Annotated in this window: 19 protein-coding genes; 6 read left to right on the forward strand and 13 right to left on the reverse strand. The window is 62.5% G+C overall.

Annotated features, from left to right (window positions below; genetic code table 11):
• The first annotated feature begins 409 nt into the window (after nt 1-409).
• Together ACPWR9_RS01420 and ACPWR9_RS01425 are read left to right on the forward strand one after the other, a co-directional pair.
• Nucleotides 410-1,243 carry an aldo/keto reductase gene (locus tag ACPWR9_RS01420; protein ID WP_426312537.1) on the forward strand — a complete coding sequence of 278 codons (834 nt, stop codon included), beginning with the start codon at nt 410-412 and terminating at the stop codon, nt 1,241-1,243.
• A 145-nt stretch (nt 1,244-1,388) separates the two neighbouring features.
• Entirely contained in the window at nt 1,389-2,657 is a 1,269-nt protein-coding gene (locus ACPWR9_RS01425) for an NAD(P)/FAD-dependent oxidoreductase (RefSeq protein ID WP_426312538.1), read from the forward strand.
• A 19-nt stretch (nt 2,658-2,676) separates the two neighbouring features.
• Here ACPWR9_RS01425 and ACPWR9_RS01430 read toward each other — a convergent pair whose 3' ends face one another.
• A complete protein-coding gene (locus ACPWR9_RS01430) occupies nt 2,677-3,678 on the reverse strand; it encodes an LLM class flavin-dependent oxidoreductase (protein WP_426312539.1) in 1,002 nt (333 codons plus the stop codon).
• A 157-nt stretch (nt 3,679-3,835) separates the two neighbouring features.
• Here ACPWR9_RS01430 and ACPWR9_RS01435 point away from each other — a divergent pair, with 157 nt between their 5' ends.
• The 3 genes from ACPWR9_RS01435 to ACPWR9_RS01445 all read left to right on the forward strand — a co-directional run bounded on the left by ACPWR9_RS01435 (nt 3,836) and on the right by ACPWR9_RS01445 (nt 6,866).
• Nucleotides 3,836-4,216: a winged helix-turn-helix transcriptional regulator gene (locus ACPWR9_RS01435; protein ID WP_426312541.1), complete on the forward strand. Its 381-nt coding sequence runs from the start codon at nt 3,836-3,838 to the stop codon at nt 4,214-4,216.
• Nucleotides 4,217-4,364: 148 nt separating this feature from the next.
• Nucleotides 4,365-5,417, forward strand: coding sequence for a patatin-like phospholipase family protein (locus ACPWR9_RS01440; RefSeq protein ID WP_426312542.1), 1,053 nt, complete (start codon nt 4,365-4,367; stop codon nt 5,415-5,417).
• Nucleotides 5,418-6,866 (forward strand): GntP family permease, encoded by a 1,449-nt coding sequence (locus ACPWR9_RS01445; RefSeq protein ID WP_426312544.1) that lies wholly within the window; start codon nt 5,418-5,420, stop codon nt 6,864-6,866. It abuts the gene before it with no gap.
• A gap of 85 nt (nt 6,867-6,951) precedes the next feature.
• Here ACPWR9_RS01445 and ACPWR9_RS01450 read toward each other — a convergent pair whose 3' ends face one another.
• The 11 genes from ACPWR9_RS01450 to ACPWR9_RS01500 all read right to left on the reverse strand — a co-directional run bounded on the left by ACPWR9_RS01450 (nt 6,952) and on the right by ACPWR9_RS01500 (nt 23,856).
• Nucleotides 6,952-7,935 carry a M14 family metallopeptidase gene (locus tag ACPWR9_RS01450; protein ID WP_426312545.1) on the reverse strand — a complete coding sequence of 328 codons (984 nt, stop codon included), beginning with the start codon at nt 7,933-7,935 and terminating at the stop codon, nt 6,952-6,954.
• Between the two features lie 97 nt (nt 7,936-8,032).
• Nucleotides 8,033-9,370, reverse strand: a complete 1,338-nt coding sequence (locus ACPWR9_RS01455) for an MFS transporter (RefSeq protein ID WP_426312546.1) — start codon at nt 9,368-9,370, stop codon at nt 8,033-8,035.
• Between the two features lie 256 nt (nt 9,371-9,626).
• A complete protein-coding gene (locus tag ACPWR9_RS01460; protein ID WP_426312547.1) occupies nt 9,627-10,163 on the reverse strand; it encodes a (2Fe-2S)-binding protein in 537 nt (178 codons plus the stop codon).
• A complete protein-coding gene (locus ACPWR9_RS01465) occupies nt 10,160-12,922 on the reverse strand; it encodes a xanthine dehydrogenase family protein molybdopterin-binding subunit (protein ID WP_426312548.1) in 2,763 nt (920 codons plus the stop codon). The genes ACPWR9_RS01460 and ACPWR9_RS01465 overlap by 4 nt, the downstream gene beginning before the upstream one ends.
• Before the next feature lie 74 nt (nt 12,923-12,996).
• Entirely contained in the window at nt 12,997-13,731 is a 735-nt protein-coding gene (locus ACPWR9_RS01470; protein WP_426312549.1) for an alpha/beta fold hydrolase, read from the reverse strand.
• 22 nt (nt 13,732-13,753) lie between these two features.
• Entirely contained in the window at nt 13,754-15,346 is a 1,593-nt protein-coding gene (locus ACPWR9_RS01475; protein WP_426312551.1) for a carboxylesterase/lipase family protein, read from the reverse strand.
• A 198-nt stretch (nt 15,347-15,544) separates the two neighbouring features.
• Nucleotides 15,545-17,995, reverse strand: a complete 2,451-nt coding sequence (locus ACPWR9_RS01480; protein ID WP_426312552.1) for an efflux RND transporter permease subunit — start codon at nt 17,993-17,995, stop codon at nt 15,545-15,547.
• The gene (locus ACPWR9_RS01485) at nt 17,992-19,218 is read right to left on the reverse strand and encodes a WD40/YVTN/BNR-like repeat-containing protein (RefSeq protein ID WP_426312553.1); all 1,227 of its coding nucleotides are present in this window, start codon (nt 19,216-19,218) and stop codon (nt 17,992-17,994) included. Before ACPWR9_RS01485 ends, ACPWR9_RS01480 begins: the two co-directional genes overlap by 4 nt.
• Nucleotides 19,219-19,315: 97 nt before the next feature.
• Complete coding sequence (locus tag ACPWR9_RS01490) at nt 19,316-20,683, reverse strand: DUF1329 domain-containing protein (RefSeq protein WP_426312555.1); 1,368 nt, start codon at nt 20,681-20,683, stop codon at nt 19,316-19,318.
• An 18-nt stretch (nt 20,684-20,701) separates the two neighbouring features.
• Nucleotides 20,702-22,393 (reverse strand): DUF1302 domain-containing protein, encoded by a 1,692-nt coding sequence (locus ACPWR9_RS01495; RefSeq protein WP_426312556.1) that lies wholly within the window; start codon nt 22,391-22,393, stop codon nt 20,702-20,704.
• A gap of 17 nt (nt 22,394-22,410) precedes the next feature.
• Complete coding sequence (locus tag ACPWR9_RS01500; protein ID WP_426312558.1) at nt 22,411-23,856, reverse strand: purine-cytosine permease family protein; 1,446 nt, start codon at nt 23,854-23,856, stop codon at nt 22,411-22,413.
• A gap of 214 nt (nt 23,857-24,070) precedes the next feature.
• On the opposite strand from ACPWR9_RS01500, the gene ACPWR9_RS01505 reads away from it, so the two are divergent.
• A complete protein-coding gene (locus ACPWR9_RS01505; RefSeq protein WP_426312559.1) occupies nt 24,071-25,537 on the forward strand; it encodes an aldehyde dehydrogenase family protein in 1,467 nt (488 codons plus the stop codon).
• Nucleotides 25,538-25,601: 64 nt separating this feature from the next.
• On the opposite strand, the gene ACPWR9_RS01510 is transcribed toward ACPWR9_RS01505, so the two are convergent.
• Complete coding sequence (locus tag ACPWR9_RS01510; protein ID WP_426312560.1) at nt 25,602-26,711, reverse strand: hypothetical protein; 1,110 nt, start codon at nt 26,709-26,711, stop codon at nt 25,602-25,604.
• Nucleotides 26,712-26,979: the final 268 nt, after the last annotated feature.

The following is a 26,979-nucleotide window of genomic DNA, read 5'->3' on the forward strand; positions in this document are numbered from 1 at the left end:
CCTCGCACGCCGCCGGGCCAGGCCAGACACCCGGCACTGCCCGGCTATCTCGAATGAACCTCCTTGGCCGGCTTTCACACGGCCGGCCTTAAGCCCCGCTTGCGGGGCTTTCTTTTTTCCGGACCGACGTGCACAGCCAACACCACTCCCGAGCCGTCTCGCTGCGTAGCAACATTCGCTGCGCACATCGGTGAGGCAAGCCTATCGCGAGCGCCTCGCAAACGGTCTGTGAACTATCCGAGAGAAATCGCGACCGAAGGGAATAGCGGCGATTTCTTTATCGTGCTTCAGACATATCTGAGCAAATCGATCAGACGTCGCCGCAAAGTGTTGCGCTAACCCCTCATTGCGCTGGTCAGGGCTCGACATCCAGGTCGATAATGGCCATCAAAACCATGGAGGACACAACATGCGAACGGTCTCGTTGCCAAACGGAGAGGCGGTGCCCGTGCTGGGCCAGGGCACCTGGATGATGGGAGAAAAACCGGAGCGCCGCCGCGAAGAAATTGCGGCACTGCGTCACGGCGTCTCGCTGGGCATGACGCTTGTCGACACTGCCGAGATGTATGGCGAAGGCGCCACCGAACGACTGGTCGGCGAAGCGCTCGACGGCTTGCGCGATCAGGTCTTTCTGGTGAGTAAGGTCTACCCGCACAACGCGTCGCGGCGTGGTGTCATCGAGGCATGCGAGCGCAGCCTGGAACGCTTACGCACCGACCGTCTCGATCTTTATCTGCTGCATTGGCGCGGGACCGTGCCGCTCGAAGAGACCATCGAAGGTTTCGAGACACTGCGCGATGCCGGCAAGATTCGTCATTGGGGGGTGAGCAACTTCGACACCGACGACATGGATGAACTGTTCGATGCGCCCGGCGGCGATGCCTGCGTGACGAATCAAGTGCTATACAACTTGTCGCGGCGCGTGCCGGAATACGATCTGTTGCCTTGGCTTGCCGAGCGTGGTTTGCCGGTAATGGCATATTCGCCCATCGAGCAAGGGCGTTTGCCGACCAGCGGCGTACTTGGCGATATTGCACGTGCGAAAAACGTCGCGCCGCTGCAAGTCGCCCTCGCGTGGGTGCTGCATCGACCGGGCGTCGTCGCCATTCCGAAGGCGAGCTCGGAAGCGCACGTCACGGCCAATCGCGCGGCGCATGACATCGTACTGAGTCCCGATGAGCTCTCCGCCCTCGACCACCACTTCGAAGCGCCGTCGCGCAAGCGCCCGCTCGAAATGATTTGAGCCACGCCCTTATCTCACACGGCGAACTTGGCCCACTTAGCGTCCGGCCACCACAACGCGTGACGGACGCTATTTTTGACGGACGGCGGGCACGCCCGCCCCGCGCAGTACACTAGCCGCTTTCGTGTTTTCGCAGGACTGCTTCATGAACGATTCGCGTCCGGTTGTCGTCATCGGCGGCGGCCTGGTCGGCGTGTGTACCGCCGCCTATCTTCAACGTGCCGGCCTGCCCGTCGTGATTATCGATCGACAGTCGGCGCGGCAGGCGGCGTCGCTAGGCAATGCAGGGTGTATCAACGGTTCCTCCGTCGTGCCTATCGCCATGCCCGGTGTGCTCTGGCAAGTGCCGGGCTGGCTGCTGCAACCGGACGGTCCGCTGGTATTGCGTTGGTCTTATCTGCCGCGCATGGTCCCATGGCTGATGCGGTTCGTCGCCGCGAGTCAGCCCAACCGGGTCACCGCGCAAGCGCGTGCGTTACGCGCCCTGCTCGGTCCCGCACTAGACGCCTATCAACCTCTGCTAGACGATGCCGACGCGAACGATCTCGTCACGCGACGCGGCTATCTCATCGCCTATTCGAGCGAGAGTGGCATGCATGGAGACGAAGGCGGCATGGCGCTGCGTCGTGAGAATGGCGTACAGATTGAAACGCTAGATAGTGCGGCGCTGCGCGACTTCGAACCGACGTTGTCGAACGACTTCGTCGGCGCGCGCTATATCAGCGAGACGGGCCACACGCTGGACCCGGGTGCCTTGCTGGCACGGCTGACGGCGCAGGTGATTGCGCGCGGTGGCCGTATCGCCGACACCGCAGCGACGGCCATCGAAACCAATGGCGCACAGGTAGTGGCAGTTCACACCGAAGCGGGTCGCGAGGAAACCCGCGCGGTCGTGGTGGCTGCGGGCGCATGGTCCGCACCGTTTGTCCGGCAGTTGGGCGACAGCATCGTGTTCGATACCGAGCGCGGCTATCACGTGGAGCTACCGACGCCTGCCGAGATGCCATCGCGTCCGGTGATGTGGGCCGAGGGCAAGCTCTTCGCGACGCCGATGAACGGTCGCTTGCGCGGTGCGGGGACGGTTGAACTGGCGGGCCTGCAAGCGCCGCCGAACTGGCGCCGTGCCGATCTGTTGCTGCGTCAGTTGCACAAGATGTTCCCGGGTGCGGTGCTCGGGGAAAAATCGACGCAATCGGTCGATGGCGCACGGTGGCAAGGTTTCCGGCCCAGCACGCCCGACTCGCTGCCGGTGTTGGGCGCAGCGTCGAAAGTGCCAAACGCGTTCTATGCGTTCGGCCATGGTCACGTCGGTCTGACGGCCGCCGCATCGACTGGCCGCGCCGTGGCGGCACTCGTCGCAGGCGAGCGACCCTCGCTCGACCTCTCGCCGTTTTCGATCGGACGCTTCCGCTGATCGATCTATCTTCAAGCCATCACGACTTCCAAACCGACGCCACGATATCGCACGAACGCAAGCGCAATGCCGGATCGTAGATATCGGTGACGAGCATCAGCTCGTCGGCTTGCGTGCGCTCGACCAACTCCGTGAGGCCAGCCTTCACGCGCTCGGGGCCACCGACCACCGATACGCCGAGGAACGCCTCCACCGAATGTTGCTCGGCCGGGTCCCAGCGCGCGTCCATGTCGGTCACCGGCGGTTGCAGCTTAAGGCTTTGCCCGCGCATGAGCGCCAAAATCTTCTGCTGTGAAGACGTCGCGAGGAAAGCCGCTTCCTCATCCGTCGGCGCGGCCACGACCGGCGCACCGATCATCACATACGGCTTATCGAGGACTGCCGACGGGCGGAACAATTCGCGATACATGCGCAGCGCATCGAACAGGAAGCGCGGCGCAAAGTGCGACGCGAACGCATACGGCAGGCCCAGATGCGCGGCGAGCTGCGCCGAAAACAGCGACGACCCCAACAACCACACAGGAATATCGCTCCCTGCACCGGGTGTTGCGACGAGACGCTGCCCCGGCTGCGCCGGCGCAAGCAGCGCGCGCAATTCGGCGACTTGCTCGGGGAAATCGTCGCCATTCGACAAACGGTCACGGCGCAGCGCACGCATCGTGGCCTGATCGGCACCGGGCGCACGACCTAGTCCAAGATCGATACGGCCCGGATACAGGGCGGCAAGCGTACCGAAGTTCTCGGCCACGACCATCGGCGGGTGATTCGGCAACATGATGCCGCCCGAGCCCACGCGAATGCGCGATGTCTTGCCAGCGACATGGCCGATCAGCAACGCGGTCGCCGAGCTGGCAATGCCGTCCATGTTGTGGTGCTCGGCCAGCCAGAACCGGTTGAAACCCAACCGCTCCACATGCTGCGCCAATTCCGTAGATTGCTTGAGGGCTTCGGCCACGGTGCCGCCGGCACGCACCGGCACCAGATCCAGCATCGAGAGGGCCGTTTTCGACAAACTGCTCATGGGGGTCTCCATTCACGTGACGTGTCGGACAATCGCAGCCGGCAACACGCACGGCTTGTCGCATCGGGTGACACGCACTATCGGGACAAAGTATAGTGACGAAGGGCCGAAATCCCCAGTAGGCACCTTTCAGTTGAATAGTCACCATTTGGTTACCATGGGCAAGTCCGAACCCTTCGTTTTTGAAGAAACCTGCGTCCCGCGCCGCGTGCTGGAGTTGTTCAGCGTCAAGTGGACGAGCATGGTGCTGTACGCGTTGCAGTGCGGCACCACACGCACGGGGGAGTTACAACGCCGCTTGCCCGGCATTTCCAAGAAGATGCTCACGCAGACGCTGCGCGAACTGGAGCGCGACGGGCTCATCCACCGCGAGGTCTACGCCGTGGTCCCGCCGAAGGTCGAATACTCGCTCACACCGCTGGGAGAGCTGTTCATCGAGCCCATCGAGATGCTCTACCGCTGGGGCAACCAGCACGCCGACGTGCTGGCCCAACTCAGCCTGCGACGCGGCAAGCCGACGCCGCCCGACGAGGCATAACTGGCACCACACCGAAGGTTGCCGATTTCACCGTTATCTGAGACAGTGGCTTTGTTGCACCGCAAACAACGTAGCGGCTGCAACCGTACTCTCGTTCCGAACCACGCGGCCGGTGCCGATCGGCGCAGTGCCGCATCGCCGAGGGATCATGCCACGCGCATCACGAGACAGTACTCCGTCGTCCCTGCCCATCGATCTTGCCCTGCAAGGCGGTGGCGCCCACGGCGCGTTCACTTGGGGCGTTCTCGACCGTCTGCTCGAAGAGACGACCCACACACCCACGCTACGCATTGAAGGCATTTCCGGCACCTCTGCCGGGGCGATGAATGCCGCCGTGCTTGCGTCTGGCTTCGCGCGAGGCGGCCCGGACGCAGCGCGTGGCGCACTTGAGCAATTCTGGCGCGATGTATCGCACGCCGGCCGCTTCAGCCCGCTGCGCCGCACACCGCTCGACGTGGTGCTTGGCCGCTGGTCGCTCGACAATTCGCCGTTCTTCGTACTCTTCGACCTGGCCGCACGCGTGGTATCGCCCTACGACCTCGCGCCGTTGGAGTACAACCCGCTGCGGCGGCTGCTGGCCGATCACATCGACTTCGACGCGATCGCCGAGTGTCCAATCCAGCTCTTCATCACCGCAACGAACGTGCGCACTGGCCGCGGACGTGTCTTTCGCAATGCCGAAATCACCTCCGATGTGCTGCTCGCGTCCGCCTGCCTGCCGATGCTCTACCGCGCCATCGACATCGACGGCGAAGCCTATTGGGACGGCGGTTACGCGGGCAACCCGACGATCACGCCGCTCGTGCGCGAGACCATCTCGCGCGACACGATCTTGGTTCAGGTCAATCCGGTCGAACGTGCGGAAGTGCCGCGTTCCGCCCGCGAGATTCTCAACCGCGTGAACGAAGTCTCATTCAACGCTACGTTGCTCAAAGAGTTGCGCATGATCGCGGTGCTGCGCCAGGTGGTCGACGCCGGGACGGACGAAGGCCGCCGCTGGGCGCAGATGCGCATGCACCGTATTGCGAGCGACATGATGACCACGCTAGGCTATTCGTCGAAGCTCTCAGCCGAATGGGACTTTCTCGTCATGCTTCGCGACGAAGGCCGCCGCTGCGCCGACGCGTTCCTCGACCAACACGGTGCAGACCTCGGGCATCGTTCGTCGCTCGATCTCGATACGCTCATGGAGTCGATCTGAATGGAGCTCGCAGGCATTCTCATCGGTCTGGTCCTGCTCGTCTGGCTGGCCTATCGCGGTTGGAGCGTGCTGCTGCTGGCGCCTGCTGCGGCCATGCTGGCTGCGGCGCTCTCCGGCGAGCCGATCCTCGCGCATTGGACCCAAACCTTCATGCAGAACGCCGCGCGCTTCGTCGCGCAGTTCTTCCCGCTGTTCTTGCTGGGTGCGCTCTTCGGCAAGCTGATGGAAGACAGCGGCGCAGTGCGTGCCATTGCGGCTTTTCTCACCGACAAGTTAGGCGCACGCCGCGCGATGCTCGCCGTAGTGCTGGGCGGCGCACTCGTCACCTACGGCGGCGTGAGCCTCTTCGTGGCGTTCTTCGTGCTGGCACCGATGGCACATGCGCTCTTTCGCGAGGCGAACATTCCCGTGCGGTTGATGCCCGCAGCAATAGCGCTGGGCACCTCGACGTTCACCATGTCCGCCATGCCGGGCACCCCCGCCATTCAGAACGCGATCCCGATGCCGTTCTTCGGCACCACGCCGTTCGCCGCGCCAGGATTGGGGCTGATGGCGTCGGCCATCATGCTGGCAGTCGGCCTGTGGTGGCTAACGTGGCGCGAGTCGCAGGCACGTCGTGCAGGGCATGGGTATGCCGACAACGAAGTGTGGGACAAGCGTGCCGACCCCACGGTCGTGCGCGAGCGTGCCAGCGTCGCCCGCGAGTTCGACCCAGCCGAAATCGAACAAGGGCATCGCAGCGACGCACTGCCGGGCATTCTCACCGCCGCGTTGCCACTCGTCGTCGTGATCGCCGGAAACTTCGTGATGAACGTGCTGGTGTTCCCCCGCCTCGACGCCAGCTTTCTCTCGGCGCCGCGATGGGGCGGTATCACGTTGCAGAGCGTCGCGGGTGTGTGGGGCGTGTGTGTGGCGTTGGCCAGCGCCATTCTCGTGCTGATCGTATTGCAGTGGCGGCGGTTGCCTGCGCTGCGCAAGACGATGGACGCAGGTGCTAACGCCTCGGTGCTGCCGATCATGTGTACGGCGAGCCTCGTCGGTTACGGCGGCGTGATTGCGGCCTTACCGGGCTTCGAGTTGGTGCGCGACTGGGTACTCTCCATCGACGGCGGCCCGTTGGTGTCCCTCGCCCTCTCCGCCAACTTGCTCGCGGCCATCACTGGCTCGGCGTCCGGCGGGCTGACGATTGCGCTCGATGCGCTTGGCCCGGCGTATGTGAGTCTGGCCGCGCAGCACGGCATCGATCCGGCGCTCATGCACCGCGTGGCCGTGATGGCGTCGGGCACGCTCGACAGCTTGCCGCACAACGGCGCGGTGGTCACGCTGCTCGCCGTGTGCGGCAGCACGCACCGCGAGAGTTATCTCGATATCGTGATGACCAGCATCGTCAGCGCGCTGATCGCGCTGGTCGCCGTCATTGTTGTCGGGTCGCTCGTTGGATCGTTCTGACCGATTTCGTGGCGACAGAAATGCAAAAGGGGCTGGCAAATTGCCAGCCCCTCGTCACTTCAACGCATCAGCGAATGCCGCACGCTTAGCGATCGAGCAAACGGCCGAGTCGCATCATCGTGACGTTCACGCCAAGGTGACGCATCGACGGCTGCACGATCACGCAGTTGTCGTAAGGCGTGACGATGATCTCGTCGCCGTCACGCGCGATTTCGGTGCCCGCCTTCTCGATCACTTCCAGCCCCGTGAACGGCTGCGAGAAACGGAAGTCCATCGAGCGCGCCACGACCGGCTGCGTGATTTCCACAAACTTCTGCTTGGTGGGCTTGGCTTGCGTGAGGAACGCGGCCACGTCGGCTTCTGCCACCACACCGGCGTGCAGCAGGAAACGGGCGGCCGAGTCGAGCGCCACATCGCGCGCGCTCTTGGCGAAGTGCTGGCCGGTTTCGATCAGCAATGCGTTCTTCGGGCTGGCCGTATCGCCAAAGCCACCGTAGTCGCGCATACGCGTGCCGTTGGCGTGGCCCTTGTCGATGATCACGTGCTCCGGCGTGCCGAGTTCCGCAGCCAGCGCAATCGCTTTTTCCAGCGGGCCGGTCATCATGAGCGGCGCCGAGGCTTCGTGCATCGAGTGAATGTCGAGCAGCAGGTCGACGGTGTCGATAAACGGACGCATCGCGCGCGCACGTGCCAACTCGCGGCTCTGACGCTCGCCGTCCAGCGCCGAAGGCGTCCACACGCGGTTCATGTCTTCATCGAGAAAACGCGTCGCGTCGGCGTTCTCTGCGCTGAACTGTTCGTAAGCGTCGATATTGCCGAAGCCCAGCGACAGACGGCCTTCGACCGGGCGCAGGCCCGAGGCGAGCAGCGTGTCGACGGCGATGGCGCCGCTCACTTCGTTGCCGTGCGTGAGCGCGAGAATCATCACGTGCTTGCCGGGCTTGCCGCTATCGAACGTATGCAGATAGTCGATACCGGTGTTCCCTTCGCGCCAGCGGGTAATGTCGGGGAAAGCAACTTCGATGGGGTACGCCGGCAGAGCGGCGCGGATGGCTTCGAGCGTGGTCATGAAAAGACTCCACAAGGGGATGCCGAAAAAAGCCGACGACGCCGCCACAGGGGAGGCGGCTGGCGTCGTCGTTGCGGCGAAAATCAGGACAAAAGACTCAGGCGGCCTTCGAGGCGCGCGAGGCACGGTGCGGGATACCGGCGATCTTGCCGGCACGCACGCGGCGACCCAGCGCGATCACGGCGCTGATACTCAGCACGGCCGTGGCCATCACATAGAAGCTCGGCGCGAGCTTGCTGTGCGTAGCGTCGATCAGCCAAGTGACGATGAGCGGTGCGAAACCGCCGAACAGCGTCACCGAGAAGTTGTACGACAGCGCCAGACCGGTACCGCGCGTGCTCGTCGGGAAAATATCGGCGAGCAGTGCAGGCAGCGGCGCGAGGCTAACGGCGATCAACAGGCCCACGAGCGCCTGCACCATGAGCAGCGTCTGGAACGTCGGATACAAGTTGAGCAGCACGAACAGCGGATAGGTCGTCGCACCGACGAGAATCAGCGCGATGAGCATCACGCGAATGCGCCCGAAGCGGTCCGACAGGTGACCGACGACGGGGGCGGCGAGCATCAGCATCAAGCCGGTCACTACGGCGCCGACGAACGACGACGTGGCCGGAATGTGCAGTTGCTTGACGGCGTACGTCGGCATGTAGAGCTTGTGGACGTAGTTGAACGCGGTGGCCGCGGCGACGACACCGGCGCCCAGCACCATGTTGGCGCGATCGCGGCCGAACACTTCGCGCAGCGGCGACTTTTCGCGTTGCTTTTCGCCCAGCTTCTTGAAGTCGGCCGTCTCGTCGATATTACGGCGGATATACAAGCCGACCGGCCCGATCAGAAGCCCCACGGCGAAGGCGACACGCCAGCCCCATGCGCTCAGTTGATCGGCGGTGAGCAGCATGCTGAGCAGTGCGGAGACACCGGCGGCGAGCACCGTGGCTAGCCCTTGCGTCGACATCTGCCAGCTCGCGAAGAAGCCGCGGCGCTTGGCGTCGGCGTGCTCGACCATGAAGGCCGTCGCGGCGCCGAATTCACCGCCCGTCGAGAAGCCTTGCAGCATACGGGCGACGATGATGATAAGCGGCGAGGCGATGCCGATTTGCGCGTAGGTCGGCGCAAACGCGATCATGGCGGTGCCGAGCATCATCAGGGCGATCGAGACCGTTAGCGAGGCTTTACGGCCAGCGCGGTCAGCGTAGCTGCCGAGGATGATCGAGCCGAGCGGGCGCGTGACGAACGAAATACCGAACGTACCCACGGAGAGCAGCAGCGAGGTCGTGGCGTCGTGGGAGGGGAAGAACAACTGGCCGATCACGATGGCGAAGTAGCCATAGATCAGCAGGTCGTAGAACTCGAGTGCGTTGCCGATACTCGCGGCGCAGATTTCACGCCACGGGTTGTGGGGCGCCGGGGTGGCGGCGCGGGAATTGCTGGTCATGCCCTGCTCCTCTGGGTCCGCTGGCGTTGGGGATAGTGTGTGGCGCACAAGTGCATTTCGCACGCGCACGCCGAGCCAGTCTCAGGAAGCGGAGTGTAGGCGGCATAAAAACAGGCTTCGTGCCGTTTCGGCACGCAAAGGTGCTGATTGGGCGGGGGGCCGTGATATCACAAAGTCTCGAGAGACCTATCTCGGGTGTCGTGTCCCCGCCGGTACTGCTTCACCGTGCAACGACGCCACATCGAGGGGAACTCCTTCATCTCACCAGCCCCGGCGTATTGATGACGAGATCCTTCACCGCTTCGTAATAGCGGACATATCCCGTACACCGGCAAAGATGTGGATCGAGCGCTTCGCCGATGCGCTCCGCCAATCGGGCTGCCTCGACTGGCTCGCGTCGAAGCGCCTCGATCAACACCGTCGCCGCGTTGACAAAGCCCGGCGTGCAATAGCCGCATTGGAAACTGAAATGCTCCAGGAACTTCCTCTGGACAGCAGACACCTCCACGATCTCGCCGTTTGCATCACATTTGGCGTGCCCCTCGACGGTGCGAATGCGCTTTCCATCGAAGCTCAATGCGGGCGTCACGCAGCTCGGCATGTCCAGGCTCGTGCCATCTGGCTGATCGACGATTACCGAACACGCGCGACACATGCCTTGCCCGCATCCGAACCGCGACCCGGTCAATCGCGCGTATTCGTGCAGGTAGTCCACCATCATCAGATGCTCCGGGATCGCTGTCGGACCGTAGACTTGTCCGTTGATCGTCAGCTTCAGCGTCTTGGTCTTCATGATTGATTGAGTGCCTTGCGAATTTTCTCCGGCGTCACCGGAAGGTCGCGAATCCGTGTACCGATGGCATGAGCAACAGCGTTGGCCGCCGCCGGAATCGGCGCCACTAGCGTCATTTCCCCAACGCCTTTGGCGATGTCCTCATCTGCGAGCGCTGGTAAAACTTCGGCGGTGTACCGCCAGACCGCCACGTCCGATGCCCGGGGCACGTGATAACGCGCAAAGTTCCAGTCGCCCTCGCCTGGCCCCCCTTCGTATGGCGGCATTTCCTCGAACAAGGCATGTCCCAGCCCCATTGCCGCACCTCCCTGCAATTGCCCGGAAACGAATTCGGGAACCAATGCCTTTCCGCAGTCGAGCACAGCATGGTGCGCGAGCACCTTGACCTCGCCGGTCGCCTCTGTGACAGCGAGCGCCACCAACGACGACTGTGACGCGTAACGCGCCCACGTAGCGCGACTGTTCGATGGCGGCGGATACTTGACCGAGCGCCGCTCCACACGTCGCCACGCCCCACCGGCAATCGACAAGGCCAGTGCGTCTATCGGCATGCGGTGGACCGTACCGCCCACTTCGTATCCCGCCTCCGCCCACGCCCATCGGTCAAAGCCGTGGACCATCGCGCCACTGGGCAATCCCTGCTCGTGAACGGAAGCCGCAAGGCGCGCCAGTGTCAGCGGCTCGTGCCCTGCGAGCACAAGCCTAGCGTCTACCCAACGCGCGGCACGCGCCGCTTCGACCTCGGTACCCCAGAGCCGCGCCGCCGCCACAGCGACGCCATGCATGAACACCACCTTCGCGGCCTGACGCGTGTAGTGCGAAAAGTAGTACGCGCTGTTCGTCGCACTTGAGTTGGAGACTAGCGATGGGGTCCAGCGTGGGTCTTCGGCACTGCGCGTTTGGGCGTCGGCAGACATCAAATATGGGTTCTGGTCTTCATACAGCCCCAGCGCCTCCCAATCAAGTACACCGGTCTCGATACGGTCGGCCGGCATGCCAAGCCATTCCGCACAAATTCGGGCTTGTGACGTCGACGCCCCCGTGCCGATCTCAACGAGCATGTGCTTCAACGTGATCGTGCCGTCAGGCGCCAGCGATAGAGCGGCATACCCTGCTTCCGCCAGATTCCCGAAGCCACGCTGAACGCATGCGACGCCGACACCGTACCTGAGCCCCGGATTGGCCCTCTCGAAAGCGCGCTTGGTCGCCTGCCGGTCACGCCACAGCGGATGCGCTTGCGTTCTCTCCAGCACTTCGGTCAAGCGGCTTTGCACCACAGGCACTTCACCGGTGATCGTGCGTTGACCGGTCTGGAGTGCGTTCTTCAATCGCAGTTCGATGGCGTCCACACCGAGCGACTCTGCCACTTCGTCGACAAGCATCTCCAGACTCGGCTCGGATTCCGCACCACCCACGCCTCGCATCGCCGAGACCGGGGGGGCACACGTCGCCAACCCCACCGCCCGCGAATCAACGCTGGGAATGTCGTAGATCGAAGTCGCCTGACCGGCAGCAACGAGCGCAATGATCGGCGTCGATAGACAACGCCCACCGCCATTGAGCTCGAAATTTGCCTCCAACGTCTGCATCCGCAACGTTTGCGTATCGACAGCGAGTCGGGTTCGGGTACGCACGGGATGCCGCTTCAACCCTAACTGGAACTGCTCGTAGCGGTCATAGGCAAGACGTACCGGTTTGCCTTCAGCGAACATGGCTGCCACCGCGCCGTAATACGGCAACAACGCGCATTCCTTTCCGCCATAGCCGACCGTGTGCGCCGGGTGAAGAAACAACTTGTCGACTGGCACCTTCCCCGATTTGGCCATCAGATCGATACCCGTCGCTTCGATGTGCGGCGACTGACTGGCTAACACCATGTGCAGTTGCCGCTTGGCAGGGTCGTACCACGCATTGCAGTTATCGGTTTCGAGGGCGCAATGGTCGATGTACGGCGAATGGAACTCGCCCGAGAACACGCGAACCGGCCCCTTCGGTTGATCAAGCGACGCGCCGATGCGTTCGGCGAAATGCATGCCCCGTTGACCGGCATTCCCGTGTGCATCTGCAACCGGCCACACCGGCGTGTCGCCGGCGAACGATTGCGGCATGACATAGTCGTCCTGTACCGACGAGAAAAGGTCGGGCGCGTCTTTCGTCTGCCCCGCCTGTCGTACGAAACGGAATGCCGCATAGGGCGGACGAGATGTCGCTTGTGCAGGTTGCCCATAGCGAATCACGTCCTTCTGAAACTGCAAGCGCGACTTGGCCAAACTGAATCTTCCAAAGTCGTGATAGATCAGGATCGCGACCGGATGGCCGAAATACTCTGGCACGCTCCCCTTCGGCAATAACATGTCCGCCCCATAGGGATAGTGTTTGGGGAAGTCGAGCCCCGCACGTGCGAGATCCTCCGCCATGACGATCCGGTCGGCCTGTGCATCGTCGGCAAGGCGGGAGAGATCGAGCCCCTCGAAACGCCGATCTACACGTGTCGTTGCGAGCAGAAAGGCATACGACTGGTGCTCCGGCCAATGTGGCATGTCCCATGCGCGAATGTCGCGCGCAAACACCTTCGCACCTGAGACTTTGGCGATCCCGTCGGCGCGAAATCGCATAGCCCCCGTGTCGTCATGCCAGCGTAGCGGCGTGAATATCTTGTCGTCGAAAAGTGAGGCAAATGCCTCGCTGCCAAGTGGGGCGATGCAAATTGAAGGCGCCAGCGCCGCCGCCTTGATGAACATTCTGCGTGAGATTCCCATGACCTTCCTTTCTTCCCCTAATCCCCGGACGCCGTCTCGACGGCACTCGCCCGGCAAAGCCCGAAAACGTGGCGTCAGTCGCGCCCCGCCTCCCAGATCTTCCGCGCGAGTCCGGCTGGATCGGAGAACATCACCTGATGACTGCCCCGCATGTGCACCACACGACATGGAAACAATCGCTGCGCGAAACGCGGGAACCAGGCGTACTCCCCGGGCGGCATCGCGATGTCGGCTTGTGCGTTCAGATAGGTCTTCGGAATATCGAGTTGCTCGAACGTCTTAAGCGGCACCTTGTCGGTCAGCATGCGATATGGCTCCGAACTCAACAGGCCGTAGGTGTGTTGGGCCACAGCGAGATCGGCGTCACCGATGAAGCTGTCGCGCCAGACATGGAACGGCAGCGTCACTGTGTTGTCGCCACGCTGTTCGGCAATCGCATCCATCATCCGGTTGTAGGCCGGCGGCGAGACATCGGCGATGCTCTCGCCGTCACGCAACACAAAGGCGTTCCAGTACACCAGCCGCCGCATGCGGTCCGGTAACTCCTCGGCAACGCGCGACGCGACGCTTCCGCCAAAGCTATGGGCCACAAGTACGATATTGGCAAGATCGTGCGCACGAATGTAGTCGACGATGGAACGAACGCCGTCGGCGTGCGACACGTTCTTGCCCACGTCGGCGCCGTGTCCGGCAACCGTAGGAGTATGAACGTCGTGACCGGCCAACCGCAAATGCTCCGCGACAGGTGCCCACAGGCGGCCGTCGTGCCATGCGCCGTGAATAAGGACGAAGGTGTAGCGATCGATCATGGTGCCCCCGGAGATGAGTGCATTAGATGGTGTAAATGGTGTCCAGCAGCGACAGACGTTCGAAGTCGGGCATATCGCCGACACACGCGACGGCGTCTCTGTGACCGAACCGCATGACGCTTGGCGCCGCCACGCCGGACGTCGTCGGCGGCGAGGCGGGAAGCGCGGGCCAGTCCAACGCCGGCCGTCCTGAGTGGACGAAGTTGGCCAGCGTCGTTCGCATCAGGTGCGAGAGGCTGTCGATATGCGGGCCGGCGCCGAACTTGGGACGATAGAACGCGTGATCATAGGTACCGAACCAAAACGGCACATCGGCGTTATGCGGAGTGCCACGTGCCGGCTTGGCAAGTGGTTGTCCAAAATCGTAGTAATAGACCGAGCGATTGCCCGCCGCCACAGCGGCCTGAGCAAATCGCCACGTGGGATGGCGATAGGCCGCGTCGCTTTGCAGGGCAACGAGCGTCTCGCCAGGTTCCCCCGTGCTGTAGCGTCCGAATGCCAATAGCAGCTTCGCAACGTCGACCGACGTGTTCGAGCCAAAGCCACGGGCCGCCAGTAAGCGCGCCACAGCGAGATGCAACTCGGCCGCATCCGCCGGCAGAGGCGGCGTAATCTGCCCGCCCTGAAGCGGATCGTAGAGATCGAGCGAAAAGCTGCCTTCGGTACGCGTGTTCCCAATCAGCATGGGCTTGTCGACGATCGCCCCGGCGCCGGGCCACCCCGTCATGACATGGTTGTCGAGCGTTGGCCAGCGCCGCCCCCGCCCGGTACGCGTTCGAACCGTGTATCCGGAAAAGTACGCGGACTCGCCATGCGTGAGCGCCTGTGCTGGCAACGAACGCAGCCCTTTGACCGTGGTGCCGAAATGTGCGGCGAGATCCTCGATATATGCCGCCATATCCTGCGCCGTCGCGACGTCGGGCGGCGCGATGTAAGGCATGCTGCACAGCACCAGTTGCGCGAACCGGGAAGCCGTTTGCGGACGCTGCGCCAGAACCGCTGCGCTCACCGCCCCTGCCGACTGTCCCATCACGGTAATGCGTTGCGGATCGCCCCCGAACGCTTCAATATGCGTGTGGACCCACTCCAGCGCCAATGCCTGATCCTGCAGTCCCCAATTGCCGCATGCGCCGGTGTCGGCATCAATAAACTCGGAATGCGAAGCGAACCCGAGTATGCCCAGCCGATAGTTGGGCGCCACCACGATCATGTTGCCTTCTTGCGCCAGACGTGCGCCGTCGGTGAGTGCCAGACTATTGTGGCCACAGACGAACGCACCGCCGTATAGCCAGAACAGCACGGGCAGTCCGTCGAGCGGCTCGCTCGCCGCCGGCATCCAGACGTTGATCGACAGACAGTCCTCGTCCATCAACTCCGGCACCGGATAGATCCAGTTCACCACTCCGGTCACCGACTGAAAGGGCGCGGCCGGCGGATTCGTCACGTCGCGTACGCCGTCCCACGACGGATGGGGCTGCGGCGAAGCGAAACGGCGCTCGCCAGTGGGAGCCTTCGCATAGGGAATCCCCAGGAATCGAATGGTCCCGTCGACAAAGCGCCCTTCAACACGGCCTGATGGCGTCTCGAGAATACAGTCCGGTTGCGCAGCACTCACCGAGGGCATCTCCACACGTCGTGGCTCGCCTTTAGCGTGCCCGTGACAATTTTGTACATGTTTTCGTCTCCCGAAACCCGATAAGGGCGAACGCCAGCGTCCGCGCCGTTTCCGTTGCTGAAGGTAACAGCCCCTTCACCCGCACACACCCCCCCCTTTGGATAGGTTGGCGGGCATCGTCAGACGCCGCACATCGCGCTACGACACGTCGGCAGGCGAGACAACGGACGACGTGCGAGGCGTGTCACTCTGCGTCGCACGCGTCCTTCCCTCCCGCTTGCCCAACAGGAAATGGGCAAGGGCGGGCAGAAGAATGAGCGCCCCAAGCATGTTCCAGAGGAACATGAATGCCAGCAGAATCCCCATGTCGGCCTGGAACTTGATCGGTGAGAAGGCCCAGGTCGCAACCGCAATCCCCAAAGTTACGCCGGTCAGCACCACAACCTTCCCCGTGAACAGCAACGCGCGGTAGTAGGCCTCGGACAACGGCATGCCGTCGCGCAAGCGGGCCAGCGTCACCGACAGCACGTAGAGGGCATAGTCGACCCCGATGCCCACGCCCAGCGCAATGACAGGCAACGTTGCCACCTTGACGCCAATGCCGAGCCCTACCATCAAGGCTTCGCAAAGCACAGAAGTGAGCATGAGCGGCAGCACGGCGCACACGACGGCCCGCCACGAGCGGAACGTAATGAAAGCCAGCACGATGACGGCCGCATAGACCAACAACAACATCTGCGAATTGGCCTTTTTTACGACGATATTGGTCGCCGCCTCGATGCCGGCGTTGCCTGCTGCGGAGAGAAACCGGACGTCTCGGGTATCGTTGGCTGCTGCAAAAGTCTCGACCGTTCGTACGACAGCATCGAGCGTGTCGGCGCGATGGTCCTTCAGGTACACGTAGAGCGTCAGCAGATCGCAGTTCTGGTTGAACAACTCGCGCGGCGCGCGCGTGGTGATCGCGTTGAGCATGTCCTGTTCACGCGGCAACTCGTACCACTTCAGACTGCCCTCGTTCATACCCGCCGCCGTCTGCTTGGCCAGCGAGGCGAACGATCGGGTCGACTCGACTCCCGGCAACTGCTGCAACGCCCATTCGAGGGCATCGACCTGAGAGAGCACCCGGTACTTTGTGCAGGCGTATTGAGGCGTGGTCACCATGACCACATAGACATCGCTGCTTGCCGCGTAATTGGCCGCCATGAACGCGTTATCGCGGTTGTAGCGCGATTGCGCGCGAAGCTCCGGCGCTCCGGGATCGAGATCGCCGATCTTCAGGTGCAAACTGATAGCGGTGCCGGCGACCCCGAGCGCTACGGACGCGACAATCGCGATGCTCGCCCACTTACGCTCGGTGAAACGATCGAGAAACGCCCAGAACGGATGCTTGGCATGCGCGGCGCCGTCATGGCCTTGCGTCTCACCGCTCAGGCTACGCCGCGCTGCCTCGGGACTGACGCCGGTGTAAGACAGCAGCACCGGTAGTAGCACAAGATTGGTGAAGATCAGAACCCCAACCCCCACGCTTGCCGAGATCGCCAGATCGTGGATGACCGGAATGTCGATCGCCATCAGCACAGCGAAACCAACAGCATCGGCGAGCAACGCCGTCAGTCCCGCCAGAAACAAGCGCCGGAACGTGTAACGTGCGGCGACCCAACGGTGCGTGCCACGGCCGATGTCCTGCATGATGCCGTTCATCTTCTGCGCACCGTGGCTCATGCCGATGGCGAATACGAGAAACGGTACGAGCACCGAGTACGGGTCGAGTTCGATACCGAGCGTGGGCAGCAAGCCAAGCAGCCACACAACGGCAATAAGCGAGCAGGCCACTACCAGCAGCGTGCTTCGTAGACAGCGGGTGTACCAAAGCAGCACGCCGGTGCATATGGCGATGGCCATGACGAAAAAGAGCAGCACCTGTTCCAGACCGTCGAGCAGATCACCAACGATCTTCGCGAATCCGGTGATATGGATCGCAACGCCCTGCGCCTGATATTTGGCTCGCAGTTGTTCGAGCCGGGCCGATAGCGCCTGATAGTCAAGCCGCTGCGTACCGGAGGTCTCCAGCAGCGGCACGACGATCATGCTTGAGCGATAATCCGGGGCCACCAGCGTGCCGACTTCACCTGAGCGTTCAACGTTTGCACGAAGGCGATCCAGACTGGCCGTGGAGCCATCGTAGTCATCGGGAATCACCGGCCCGCCATCGAGTCCTTCTTCGGTTACACCCATCCACCGCGTGGCCGGCATCCATAGCGACTTCATGAATGCACGGTCGACACTCGGCAGCAGGAACAGTTCGTCGTTGAGCTTGCGAAGCGTCTCCATGTAGTGAGCGTCGAAGATGGTTCCATTCGGATTGGCCACCGCCACGCGCACCGTGTTGCCGAGCCCAGCCAGATCGGTCTGATGTCGCTGGTAGTTCTCAATATATGGATGATGGCGTGGAATCATCCGCTCGAAGCTCGCGTTAAGACGCAGACCAAGCGCCTGATAGCCGAGTGCGAGCGTGACGAGCAAGCAAATCAGCATCACCAGCCAACGATGATTGAATAACAGCCGTTCGGCCAGCGATCCTGATCTCGCATCGAAGCTGGCCGGGTCGCGCACGACGGGATGTTCCGCCAAAGAAGTATCGTGATTCATTCCGACTTGCTCCAGACTGGCACGGTCGTTCGGGGACCGTCGATGGTGATGCGTGTCAGCCCGCGAATGCCCGATAACACGAGACTGCCGTCTGCCGTTTCTACTGCACCGGTATAGGGGGCCGCCTGCGGCACGGCCGCCGCTTGAAAGGTCAACCCGCTGTCGTCGCTGCGCAGCACGCGGCCGCGGTCGTCGAGTAGCACGAGCACGCCTGTCGACAGGCGAATACCCGCAACGATCGAACCGCTGTCGTCGACCCGGCTGCGTTGCCATGCATCACGCTCGCTAACCTGGCCGCGCGTGTACACGTTGCCTCGCAAGCCATAGACGATGAGTGAGCCGGTGGGTGTCGAAAGCGCGCCGAAATAGCTGCCGGCGTACGGGGTAATGAGTGTCGTAAAGTGTTCGGCGCGATCGCCCGAACGGAACACTGCGCCCTGTTCGCCCACGATCAGATAACCGTCGCCATCTGCGACCATCGAATAGAGATGCTTGCCCTGCGGGTTGTCGATTCGATCGAGCGCCGGGTGCCAGGAGCGGCCTGCGTCGCTCGTGACAAACACCAGACCGAACGCGCCGACGATCATGGCGTGATCAGCGTCGAAGGCGAAGACGTCAAGAAATGGTTTCGTTGGCCCTTCCTCCACGAGCCGCTGCGCATTGGACAACGCCTGTCGCGGGTCGACGCCGGCACCCGGCAGGCCCTGCCGCGCAGCCTCAAGCATCAGCCGGGCTGCCCCAATGCCGTCGAGCTGCTTATGCCACGTCTCGCCCGCGTCGTCGCTGCGCAATACCACACCGCCGTGCCCCGTCGCCCATCCGTGGCGATCGTCGGCGAATTTCACGCTCGTGAGCGAAACGCTGACAGGCACCTGCGCCTGATGCCAGCGATTCCCGTTGTCGTCGGACCACACGGCGATACCCCGCTCACCCACTGCCACAATGCGCTTGCCGGTACGGGTGATGGCTAGCATTACCGAGTTGGCCGCACGCGCGCTCTGTACGGCTGGTCGCATCAGCGAGTCAGGTGTGCCCGGCATCGCGGCCAACACCGTATTTGATGTCGTCGGCCCATCCGCCGAAGCCGCGGCGGTTCCCGCTGAAAGCCCCAGGCCGACAATCGCGCCTGCCACGGCGATGGCACATACTGCCGAGCGCGCCAGCACGCGCGCACTGCCGGATTTGACGGCCCTGCTGCGCCGCCCTTCCTTGCCTGCAAACATCGTTGTCTCCATCAGATCGATTGCATTGCCCTGCTGCAACGCTGCACGCCCGTGCGCTTCCCCCCCGGGAAACGCACGGGCGACGGCAGCTCGCGGGTTAGCGCGTGCCCTTTGCCGACAGGTTGTCAGGCGTGAAGTAGCTGGCAGGCCATGGCTTGACCTGCTTGAAGTGATACGGCTTGCCGCCTGGATAGTTGTCGAACATGTAGGTATTGGCCATCAGGTTGTAGACGGCAAATGCCTGGAAGATGCTGCCCGGCACGTCTGGCATGACCATCGGCAAGCTGTACGCGGTGTGCCAAAGTTGCCCCTGCGCGTCCCAACTATCGCTCAGCACTGCGATATAGGTGTCCTCGTCCAGGTATAGCCGACGCTTCGGAATCGCGTGGCGTTTCCCGGGGGCAAGCGAGGCGTCTACGACCCATACGCGATGCAACTCCCAACGGATGTCATCGGGGTTTGTGTGCTGCGGACCGAGCAGATCCTCAGCCTTTACGAGCCACGTCCGATTGGTGTTGTAGGGAATGTAGATTTCCTTCTTGCCGACGACCTTCCAGTCGTAGCGATCCAGACCGCCCATGAAGACGAATGCTTCGTCGAAATAGTTAATACCGGAGGTCACGCTGTCCGGCGTGTCGTACCCGATCGTCGGCGCCTTACGCGTGCGGCGCTGCCCAACGAGGTACTGCCACGCCTGCCGCCCTTTCGTGCCCATGTCGACGGTGTCGCGAAACAGTAGCGACTCCCCCGCCTTGAACGGCGGTCCGAACGTGGTGACCATCGCCGCCCAGTAATCCCCGTTGAAGGTCTCCAGCGACCCATCCTTGAACCAGTACGGGTGCTGGGACTCGTCCAGAATATCGCTTGCCATGGTTGGCTTGCCGTCCGAGGGCACGACGAATACTTGTGCGAGCATGGAGTGCGCCTGACCTTTCCAGGAGAGCAGGTGATTCCACATCAGCTCGTGGCCGTCCTTGGGAATGGGAAACGGAATGCCACCGTAACAGCCTTCGATCGACTGTCCGCTGTCCTTGGTCTTGCAGCGCGTGGCGTTCTTGAACGTGTTGTCGTAGGCCCAACTGGGCAGCGCCGCAGTGCGATGCGTCGGATAGACATCGATGCGAAACGTTGACGACTTCTTCATCAGCGCCTTGACGCCATCACTCAACTTGTCGGCGTATTGATCCATGTTCTTGGCATTGATCGACACCACCGGCTTCTCGCTGGCGAACGGATCGATGCGCGGATCGCCAGGCTTGAATCCCGCCGGCACCTTGGTGTAGCCACCGTCCCATGCCGGAATCGTCCCGTCCTTGCTGCCGGCCTTCTCTGCCCCCATTGGGGTGAGTTCGCCCTTGAGCTTGCTAGCTTCCTCAGGCGTCACTGCCGCGCAGGCCAATGTGCACAGGACAGCCCCCCAAATGCCGGCCGAAGCGATCGCCGTTCGTCTCGTGAAGATTTTCATAGTCGTGATTCCGATGGATTAGAAAGTGGCCTGCATGGAAAGAGACACGAAATCCCGATCCTTGAGCGACTGCTGGTATTGCAGCGCGGTGTTCGCCGCCGACTGGTTCGGAGTGAGATAGGTCCCGGCACCACCGAAGTAATGCACGTAGTTGATGCCGAACTTGACCTGCTTGCGGTAATCGAAGTTGAAGCCAATGCTCAGATCGCCACCGTGCTCGGCGCCGCCAGCAAACTGCGGGTCGACAGAGGAGCGACCACTGGCGAGGTAGCCCACCCCGATGGGCACCGTCATGTCGATTCCGGGGAATATCTGGTAGTACTCGGGTGCGAAGAGGATTCGCAGCCCGACGGCATCGCGTGTGGACGTCGTCGACAGCGCCGTTGAGTTCTTCGTGACACTGAGCATTCGGTTCCACGCCACTTCAGCCAGAATCGAGCCGCCGTTCCACATGGGCGTGCCGTCGAGCAGATAAATGGCCGACAGGTTCGCGTGGGCGGAATTACCCACCGCGTAGGCGGGATGGCCTGCATTATCGAAACCGATGCCGACGGTCGGGTTGCTGGTCAGCGGCGTATTGCGACGCGTGGAGATTTCCGCCGCCACATTGGCCCCGCCAACCGTCGTGCTCATGCTTGCGCCGAGCGCCACGATGCCTTCCGGATAGACCTGCTGATAGGTGCCGAGTGATGGCATGGCCGGATTCTGGGCCGGATTCAGGTACAACTGGAAGTCCTTGGCGTGATAACGCACGGCATACAGGCCGAATTCGGCAATTTCGCTATCCGGGCGGAAGCGCAACTGCATCCCGCCCTGCCCGGAATTCTTCGCCTCCATGTCCTGTGTCCGGTTGAAGTACAACTGCCCGTCAGTGCCCGGTGCGAACATGCGCTCCGCTCCCGCTCCGACGAGGTCGGCGTTCGACAGATAGCTACCCGCTGGCGGAATGCGGTTCGCACGCCACTCGAACTGGTAGTACGCCCCTAACGACACGTTGCTGTTGAGTTGCACCTGTCCCGAGAGCTGATTGACCGGCATCAGCAATTCCTTGAACTGTGTGCTCGGTACCGTGAGGAGTTTGATGATGTCGACCGGCGCCTGCGCGCCGGCGATACCGTTACCACCAAAGAAAAGCGTCTCGCCATACAGCACCGTGTGGCGGCCGAGCCGGAAGCTCGTGGGCAGATCGCCCAGATCAACGCGACCGTGAACGAACGCATCGAGCAGTTCCACCTTGCGTCCCGAAAGATCGCGTGTCCCGTTGGTGAACTGATTGTTGGCCACGCTCGTCTGGTTGGCCGTAGCGGGTGAGTTGTTGTCGTTGGCCCGGTTGTACACCGTGTCGTACCACGCCGCACCGCTCACGCGAACCCCGAAGTCCCGATACGACGCATCGAACTCCGAGAGTAGATCGACGCGATTCGAAATCAATCCTTTGTTGAAGTTGCGATCGCCGTCGTCCATGTTGGGATCGACGAGCAGCGCATTGTTCTGCCCCTGTACGCGCCAGGCTGTGCTGTACTTCAACGTGTTGTCCCAGCGAATCTTGAAGTCCGGATTGCCGGTGTCGAACTCGAACGCCCCGGCAGTTGGTACAACCGCCCAGTACAGGCAGGCCGTCGCCAAGCTCAAGTGCCACGCTCGCTCACGACGCAAGCGACCGGTGCCCCGGCCCTTCCCACGCTTCGCCGCATTGACTCGATTGTTCACGCGTTGTCTCCTTCTCGTTATGGTTTTACCGCCCGTTGCGTGCCGGCGGCCGACACTTGCTGCCAGGGTCTCGTCGCGGCAAACCGGGCCTCACGGCGCCGGCTGCTCCCCTGAGGGCGCGCAGCCCCTGCGGCGACCCGCGAACGAAGAAGAAAGTGCAGAACAAACGCGGCGGCGAATGTCGCTGGCGCAGCGAAATGCCTGACGTCGTCGGCGTTCCCGAACGCGCCGTGCATCATGGCCAGTCCGATGAGTGTCGAGAGCAGCCAGGCGAGTACGGCCGCGCGATGCAATGTGCTGGGCTGCCTGGACGCTTCTCGCGACACGCCAGACCCGATGAGCGTTGCAAACATCACCCCGGCCCAGGCCGCGATGAAGACCCCTTGATAGGCAAGCGCCGAGAGCAGGTGGGAGAAGACATCGGCGAGCATCAGGACATAGACGAGCACGCCGATGAGCAACACCCAGACAAATCGCGGCAACGGGCGCTTCATTACGCGAAGCAGCAGGCCGGCGAAGCAGCCATGAACATTGAGCGTTGCGAGGTAATAGCTGGCCGTGTTGATGCGGGTTTGCGTTACCCACAGAAACCCGAAACCCCAAATCCCCATCAGGCCGAGCAACGCGAAGACGACCGAGATCTCCGACAACGGACCGTTTGCGGGGATCGTGGCGACGAGGTAGATACCGACCACCCCGTTGACGACGAACGTCATAAGCCAGAACGGCACGCCGAAATTGAACAGACCGTGATAACGCACGTCGCGCGGCCGGCCAAAGCGCGCGAAATCGAACGTCGCCATCATGTACGCCGCCGACCCTAGATAGAACGCGAAACACTGCACCCAACCGTATGTCGGCGCCGCCTCGGCCGGCCCGAAGTTCAGCCAGGCGTCGCTATAGCCATAAGCGCGCGTGGCCATGACGACCGCAGCGAGCAGCCCCAGCAGATAGAACGGCAGCAGAACACCGTTGAGCTTGTCGAGCCAGTGCTGCACGCTGCCGAACACCAACGGTGCGCTATAGCCCACGACAATGAGCGCCGCCACGGCATACGGAAGCGACGGCACCATGTGATGAATCGCGACAGCGACGACCGAACTCTCGAACACTGCGTAGTAGATGTTGGTGGCAGCGAAGATGAGTGTTGCGACCGGGGCGGCCAGCGTGCCGAACACCACGCGCGACGCGAGTGCGACCGAATTTCCGGTGCGAATGGCATAGCGCGCGAACACACCATTGACGACCGAAAAGGCGACGACGGCGAGCAACATGCCCACGATGGCGTTGCGTGTTCCGTAGCGAAGCGCCAGAGAGGGCCCGACGATCACCGAGAACATGGCGCTACACAGCGACCACCACGCCATGGTGAGTCCCGTGCGAGACATGCGAGCGTTCTCGGGTACAGACTGCGCCGAAAGATCGGTCGCCTCCTGAGCGGGATCGGTGTTCGGTGTGGACATGCGAAGCCTCCTTTTGTGCTTGTGCTTCGCAGTGTCGTCAAACCCTCTCACGCAGCCACCTATCCGATTCAGCAGGATGGCCCGATACCTGGCCCTATCGAATCGGCGGGGTGACGCCGGCGGATGCGCATGTCAAGTTGGCGACCGTTCCCGGGCAAGCGCATGCTGTGCCGGCCGGGAATCCCATTCAGAAACATCCCGCACGGAGAACTTCATGATTTTGCAGCTCGAAGAGCAATACCTGCCCCTCGTCGGCGGGCGCTTCGAATCCCGTTCGAACGCCTCGTTCGATGCCATCGAGCCCGCCACGGGCAAGCATCTCGCCAAAATCGCACGCGGTAGCGCCGCCGATATCGATGCCGCCGTACGCGCCGCCAGACAGGCCTTGCCCGGATGGCGTGATACGCCCGCCGCCGAGCGCGCCCAATGCCTGCTGCGTCTGGCCGACGCCATTGCTGCCGACATCGACCGATTGGCCGAGATCGACGCCCGTGACATTGGCAGGCGTGTGTCGGAAACACGCATGGATCACGAGTTCGCAATCAGCCAGTACCGATATTTCGCAGCGGCCGTGATGACGCTCGAAGACTTCGGTGGCGCCACGCCTAACGGCCATTTCATCGCCATGCGAGAGCCCATTGGCGTTTGCGGACAGATCATTCCGTGGAACGTGCCGGCCATCATGACGGCGTTCAAGCTCGCCCCTGCGCTGGCGGCTGGCAACACCGTCGTGCTCAAGCCCGACGAAAATGCGTCGCTTTCCACGCTGGTTCTGGCCCAGAAACTCGCTGCCATCTTTCCGCCCGGTGTGGTCAACGTCGTGCCCGGATTTGGCGACGAAGCCGGTGCTGCGCTGACTGCGCACCCCGGCGTGGCCAAGATCGCGTTTACCGGCAGCAGCGAAATTGGCCGCGTCGTGGCGGCCGCAGGCGCACAGCGTCTCGTGCCCGTGTCGCTGGAACTTGGCGGCAAGAGTCCAAACATCGTGTTTCCCGATATCGAGAATCTCGAAGCCGTGGTGGACAACGCAGCCTTTGCCGCGACGTTCTGCAATGGTCAGTCTTGTCTGGCCGGAACACGCCTATTCGTTCATAACGACCTTTACGACACGTTCGTAGACAAACTGGCGTCGGGCTTCGCACAATTGCGCGTGGGTTCGCCGCTCGACGCTCGCACCCAGGTCAGTTGCCTTGTCTCGGCCAAGCAGGGCCAACGGGTACTCGACTACATTCAGATTGCAGAGCGCGATGGCGCCCGCTTACTCGCTGGCGGACAGCGCATCAACGTGCCCGGCAACGAACACGGCTACTTTGTGGCGCCAACGATCTTCGAGGCGAAGAACGACATGCGGATCGCTCAGGAAGAGGTCTTTGGGCCAGTGCTGTCCGTCATTCGCTGGCACGACTTCGATACGATGATTCGGGAAGCGAACGACGTCCGCTACGGGCTCGCAGCAGGCGTGTACACCAGCAGCCTGAAGCATGCGATGCGCACCGCCAAGGCGCTGGACGCCGGTTCGGTCTGGGTCAATCAGTATGCGAATCTGATGAGTGGCGCGCCATTCGGCGGCAACAAGGAAAGCGGCATCGGACGCGAGGTATGCCGCGAGACGCTGCATATGTACAGTCATCTCAAGACTGTGACGCTGGCAACCGAAACGCCTGCGCCCTGGTATCTGTAATCCGCGCCGCGCAAGCCAATGGCTTGCGCCGTGCGATGGGCCTGCCGGCCCATCGCGCCAAGCCTTACTTCTGCGGCAGCAGGCCCGACCCGGCACCACGCACTTCACGCTTGACGATCATCTTCGGATCGACGAAGCGTCCCTCGTCCATGATCAGCTTGTCGTCAATCGTCACCGTGCAGTCGCGCATCGGGATGTCGCAATGCCCCATCGTCTCGCGGTTTCCGCCGCCCAGCGTATTGGGCCCCGTCGAGAACAGGAAGTTGCCCGCGAATACACGCGCATTGGCGCGATTGCGCTCGGGTACATCACCATAGAGTCCACCCCAATACCAGCGTGCCTGCGGGTTGAGCCCCCACCCGAGGTGCGACACCGCAAACGGATCGGTGTCATCGGGCGAGCGCTGATTATCGACAAGCCAGTCGCGGATCAGCTTGGCATCGAGCCCGCCATCGATCGACGTGATGATCCCGTCCTTGATCTGCAAATCGACCGGGTCGCTCACGTAACGGCAGTACGGCAGGATGACAATGTCGCCCGGCTGCAGAATCACGCGGCCATTGGCGCTCCCGTCGTTGGGAAACATCTGCACAAATCCCCCGCCCCAGAGGTCCCAATGCCCTTTCTCGTCGGCGGCTCCCCACAGCGCGAATGTGCCGTACTGCCCCCCTGTCCAGCGCAGATCGGTGCCGTCCTTGCGTGTCATGCGGCCGGTGCGCGCCTTCTTCAGGATGCTCTCCGAATATTGCACGGCTTCCTTGAGCCCCTCCGGCGCCATGAGTTCTTCCAGGTCGTCCGGTGAATCGTGAATCAGCAGAATACGGCCACCCGCCTTAAGCACATGCTGCATCCAGTCGGCCCAGATGGGAACGTGGAACATCACGATCAGATCGGCCTTCGTCAGCGCATCCATAGCGCCTTTGCACTGGCTGATGACGTCGACGCCGACACGGATCCAACTGGGCACGGTGCCCAGACGAATCTCGTAGGCGTTTGCGCCAAGCTCCTCGGCGCCGACGATGGCCGCGTTGATGTAATCGTCGCGCACGGTCAGATCGCTCAGAACGACCACGGTTTCGCCTTCCCTGACCTTGCATTTCTCGAGCTGCTTGCGGAAAAGCGACGGAATGCGCGCGTTGTTGATCTCCTGCGCGCGAACGGCTCCATTCAACATATTTGCCTCTTTTAGTGTCGTGGACAGAATGTCCTTGGGTGGGACCGCACGTCGGCACAGGCAACGAAGCGTCGCGCACGTAACGGCGTTCGGACCGCTTCAGACTACGCAGCGGCGCGTATGGCGACACCCTCCGGATCAGATAGGCTGGCACCGCGCCCTGCCGCGGCCCGCTTTTACCTATCCGATTCGATCAGTACCGGGGATTTCTGCCCCGCAGAGAGGGTTATTCCCGAGGCCCTTGGGCTTCTACGTCAAATTTCCTTCG

It is taken from the genome of Pandoraea pneumonica (assembly GCF_049918595.1).
Lineage (GTDB): Bacteria > Pseudomonadota > Gammaproteobacteria > Burkholderiales > Burkholderiaceae > Pandoraea > Pandoraea pneumonica_A.

Coding starts and splice junctions, on each gene's coding strand:
- ACPWR9_RS01420 (WP_426312537.1), top strand. CDS start 410: ATGCGAACGGTCTCGTTGCCAAACGGAGAGGCGGTGCCCGTGCTGGGC.
- ACPWR9_RS01425 (WP_426312538.1), top strand. CDS start 1,389: ATGAACGATTCGCGTCCGGTTGTCGTCATCGGCGGCGGCCTGGTCGGC.
- ACPWR9_RS01430 (WP_426312539.1), bottom strand. CDS start 3,678: ATGAGCAGTTTGTCGAAAACGGCCCTCTCGATGCTGGATCTGGTGCCG.
- ACPWR9_RS01435 (WP_426312541.1), top strand. CDS start 3,836: ATGGGCAAGTCCGAACCCTTCGTTTTTGAAGAAACCTGCGTCCCGCGC.
- ACPWR9_RS01440 (WP_426312542.1), top strand. CDS start 4,365: ATGCCACGCGCATCACGAGACAGTACTCCGTCGTCCCTGCCCATCGAT.
- ACPWR9_RS01445 (WP_426312544.1), top strand. CDS start 5,418: ATGGAGCTCGCAGGCATTCTCATCGGTCTGGTCCTGCTCGTCTGGCTG.
- ACPWR9_RS01450 (WP_426312545.1), bottom strand. CDS start 7,935: ATGACCACGCTCGAAGCCATCCGCGCCGCTCTGCCGGCGTACCCCATC.
- ACPWR9_RS01455 (WP_426312546.1), bottom strand. CDS start 9,370: ATGACCAGCAATTCCCGCGCCGCCACCCCGGCGCCCCACAACCCGTGG.
- ACPWR9_RS01460 (WP_426312547.1), bottom strand. CDS start 10,163: ATGAAGACCAAGACGCTGAAGCTGACGATCAACGGACAAGTCTACGGT.
- ACPWR9_RS01465 (WP_426312548.1), bottom strand. CDS start 12,922: ATGGGAATCTCACGCAGAATGTTCATCAAGGCGGCGGCGCTGGCGCCT.
- ACPWR9_RS01470 (WP_426312549.1), bottom strand. CDS start 13,731: ATGATCGATCGCTACACCTTCGTCCTTATTCACGGCGCATGGCACGAC.
- ACPWR9_RS01480 (WP_426312552.1), bottom strand. CDS start 17,995: ATGAATCACGATACTTCTTTGGCGGAACATCCCGTCGTGCGCGACCCG.
- ACPWR9_RS01485 (WP_426312553.1), bottom strand. CDS start 19,218: ATGTTTGCAGGCAAGGAAGGGCGGCGCAGCAGGGCCGTCAAATCCGGC.
- ACPWR9_RS01490 (WP_426312555.1), bottom strand. CDS start 20,683: ATGAAAATCTTCACGAGACGAACGGCGATCGCTTCGGCCGGCATTTGG.
- ACPWR9_RS01500 (WP_426312558.1), bottom strand. CDS start 23,856: ATGTCCACACCGAACACCGATCCCGCTCAGGAGGCGACCGATCTTTCG.
- ACPWR9_RS01505 (WP_426312559.1), top strand. CDS start 24,071: ATGATTTTGCAGCTCGAAGAGCAATACCTGCCCCTCGTCGGCGGGCGC.
- ACPWR9_RS01510 (WP_426312560.1), bottom strand. CDS start 26,711: ATGTTGAATGGAGCCGTTCGCGCGCAGGAGATCAACAACGCGCGCATT.